The organism is Psychromarinibacter sediminicola, assembly GCF_029168335.1.
GTDB lineage: Bacteria > Pseudomonadota > Alphaproteobacteria > Rhodobacterales > Rhodobacteraceae > Psychromarinibacter > Psychromarinibacter sediminicola.
Genome location: NZ_JARGYC010000164.1, coordinates 1 through 2,553, shown reverse-complemented (window position 1 = coordinate 2,553; position 2,553 = coordinate 1). Strand labels below are relative to the sequence as shown.

Below are 2,553 nucleotides of genomic sequence, written 5' to 3'. Positions count from 1 at the left end.
GTAAGCGGCCGCCCATCACCCTTGGCGCTGCGGGTTGACTATTCAGCGAAGCTCCAAGGCATGAGTTCGTCGATGTCGCTCTGCATATGCTGGTCGAGGATCTTTCGGAGTGTGGCGGCGACGTAGGCCTCCGGGTTCACGCGGTTGAGCCGGCATGTGCCGATGAGTGAAGCGATCCGGGCCCAGGTCTCGGCGCCGTCGTCGGAACCGGCGAAGAGCGCATTCTTCCTTGTAAGCGGAATTGGCCGGATGGCGTTCTCGACGCCGTTGGTGTCCATCTCGAGCCGGCCGTCGGAGAGGAACCGTGTCAGCCCGTCCCATCGCTTCAGACCGTAACGGATGTGCCGCGCCAGGTCACTGGCGGACGAGAGATCCTGCAGGCGGGCCTCCAGCCACGGCAGCAACGCATCGATGATGGGCTTCGACAGCTTCTGTCGCACGGCTCGTCGCGTTTCGGGGTCCTTTCCCCTGATCTCCTTCTCGATCGCGTAGAGCTGTGAGACGCGCGCGACCATCTCCTCACAGATCGGCGACGGCGTGTCCTGCCCGAACTTGACGAACCGACGCCGCCAGTGCGTCCAGCAATAGGCGATATCCCACGGCCGCGCCGTCTGCTTCGGGTCGGCGAGACTGTCGTAGCCCGTGTAGCCATCGACCATCAGTGTGCCGCCGGCAAATCCCTTCAGCAGATCCCGCGCGACCTTGCCGCTGCGACTTCGGGAATGGTGGAACACCACCATGGGCGGGTCCGTGCCGCCCCACCCACGCTGATCGCGCAGGATCGCCCAGAGATAATCCTTGCGGACCTTGCCGGTCCCCGGCGCCAGCACCGGTACGGTGGTCTCGTCCATCTGCAGATGGTCGGACCGTTTCAGCATGTTGATCATGTGATCGATGATCGGGTCCAACAGCTGCGCCGCACGCCCCGACCAGTTCGCCAGCATGGACCGGTCGAGGTCGATGCCCTGCCGGCGGTAAATGTCCGCCTGGCGGTAGAATGGAAGGTAGTCGCCGAACTTGGAGACCATGGAATGTGCCACCAGCGCCTCCGTCGGCAGCCCGCGCGGCACCAGCCATTCGGGCGCAGGCGCCTGCACGTGCGAGGCCCCGTCGCAGGACCGGCAGAGGTATTTCGGGCGCACCGTGACCAGGACGCGGAAGCGCGCCGGGATGACGTCCAGCCGCTCGCTGCGGTCCTCACCCACCTTGACCATCTCGCCGCATCCGCACGGGCACAGCGTGCTGTCGGGCTCGATGACCTGCGCGACCCGCTCGAGATGCGCCGGCAGATGGCCCTTATTTCGTTTCTCCTTGCGGGGGCTCGTCTTGCGATCGCCGAGCGCCTTGTCGACCTCTTCGCTCGCGGCCTCCAGCATGCCCTCGGCGACCTCGACGTCCTCGAAGGGCAGATGCTGCTGGTCGGGGCTGGCTTTCTCGGACCTGGATCCGAACTTGTCCCGCCGCAGCTGCGCGATCATGCGCTCGAGGCGCGCAAGGGCCTCCTCCGACCGGGCACGCGCCGCCTCGGACGCCGCCAGGCGGGCCTCGGCTGCGATGCGGGCAGCCTCGGAAGTGGCAAGCTGCCGCTCAAGTTCGGCCACCCTGGCTGCGCTGGTCGTTCCGCTGGATCCCATGGGCAGAGTATACCGCCCCGGCCACGAGGACGGCGCGCAAAACGCAGCACCGAGTCATCCTGTCGCGGCTATCCGGCAACCTTGGGCCGGTGTCGCCGCTCCGCCCGAACGGCGCGCCAGTCGAGCCCTTCGAACAGGGCCGAGAACTGCGCCGGCGACAGCCGGATCGTTCCGTCCGACGGCGTCGGCCATCGAAAGGGGCCGCCCTCGAGCTTCTTGTAAACCATCACCAGCCCCGTCTGGTCCCAGACCAGGCACTTCATCGCGTCACCCCGTCTGGAGCGGAAGACGAAGACCGCCCCGCCGAAGGGATCGCGCCCCAGAACCTCCTGCACGATCAGCGACAGCCCGGCATGCCCCTTGCGGAAGTCCACCGGCCGGGTCGCAAGGTAGACACGATAGGGGCCGCCCGGCAGGATCACGAAGCGCCCCGAACTGCCGCGATCACCCTGCTCAGGTGCGTCGCGTCGAACGTCGGCGGGACATGGATACGGATGTCGCCCATCTCCAGCGTCAATGGCCCAGACCGACCGTCTGGCGGATCCCCGGCGGCGCCCGAGATCGACACCGGCAGGAACGCGAGCGCCTCCTCGTCCGGCATCGGCAAAAGCCCGTCACGAGCAGCACGGCGCCACGCGTGCAGTTGAGGCGGCGAAATGTCGTGTCTGCGGGCAATGTCGGCAACCGACGCCCCGTCGTGGTATGTCTCCAGCACGATCGCCGCCTTCACGTGCTCCGGCCAGCGCCGACGCCCTGTCGGACCCGTAACGACATCGATACGGCCGGCATACCCTTCGCCGTCACTGGGAAAACTTCCGTAAGTTTGTACGTCGCCATCCATGAGACACCTCCTGCTGTGCAGGTGTCACCTCGGACGAAAAGGTGCCTCAAACAACGAGGGTGATGGCCCGGCGCTTAC

3 protein-coding genes are annotated in these 2,553 nt (G+C 66.5%); all 3 read right to left on the bottom strand.

The window, feature by feature from the left end:
- Positions 1–38: 38 nt before the first annotated feature.
- The 3 genes from tnpC to tnpA all read right to left on the bottom strand — a co-directional run bounded on the left by tnpC (position 39) and on the right by tnpA (position 2,475).
- Entirely contained in the window at positions 39–1,634 is a 1,596-nt protein-coding gene (gene tnpC, locus P1J78_RS24550; protein WP_275570002.1) for an IS66 family transposase, read from the bottom strand.
- Positions 1,635–1,702: 68 nt separating this feature from the next.
- Positions 1,703–2,056, bottom strand: coding sequence for an IS66 family insertion sequence element accessory protein TnpB (gene tnpB, locus P1J78_RS24545; protein ID WP_275570001.1), 354 nt, complete (start codon positions 2,054–2,056; stop codon positions 1,703–1,705).
- Entirely contained in the window at positions 2,053–2,475 is a 423-nt protein-coding gene (gene tnpA, locus P1J78_RS24540) for an IS66-like element accessory protein TnpA (RefSeq protein WP_275570000.1), read from the bottom strand. Before tnpA ends, tnpB begins: the two co-directional genes overlap by 4 nt.
- Between the last annotated feature and the right edge of the window lie 78 nt (positions 2,476–2,553).

What these genes read in the sequence shown, in the direction of transcription:
- tnpC (WP_275570002.1), bottom strand. Translation starts at nt 1,634, where the DNA reads ATGGGATCCAGCGGAACGACCAGCGCAGCCAGGGTGGCCGAACTTGAG.
- tnpA (WP_275570000.1), bottom strand. Translation starts at nt 2,475, where the DNA reads ATGGATGGCGACGTACAAACTTACGGAAGTTTTCCCAGTGACGGCGAA.